The 263-nt window shown below is 62.0% G+C and carries 1 protein-coding gene; it reads left to right on the top strand.

From position 1 onward, the window contains the following. A partial coding sequence (gene rpsD, locus SB764_RS41340) for a 30S ribosomal protein S4 (RefSeq protein ID WP_410866947.1) occupies window positions 1-263 on the top strand: 263 nt, incomplete at both ends.

Genomic DNA, 263 nt, shown 5'->3' with positions numbered 1-263 from the left:
CGTACGTCCGACTATGGTACGCAGCTGCGCGAAAAGCAGAAGGTCAAGCGTATTTACGGCGTGCTGGAGCGTCAGTTCCGCCGCTACTTCGCTGAAGCCGACCGCCGCAAGGGCAACACGGGTGAAAACCTGCTGCAACTGCTCGAGTCGCGTCTCGACAACGTCGTGTATCGCATGGGCTTCGGCTCGACGCGCGCTGAAGCGCGTCAGCTGGTGAGCCACAAGTCGATCACCGTGAACGGCGTCGTCGCGAACGTGCCGTC

Origin of the sequence: Paraburkholderia sp. SIMBA_027, from assembly GCF_046535315.1 — a bacterium.
In the GTDB taxonomy this organism is placed as follows: Bacteria; Pseudomonadota; Gammaproteobacteria; order Burkholderiales; family Burkholderiaceae; genus Paraburkholderia; species Paraburkholderia tropica.
Note: the sequence above shows the minus strand (reverse complement) of the source record. Positions and strands in the feature narration are given on the sequence as shown.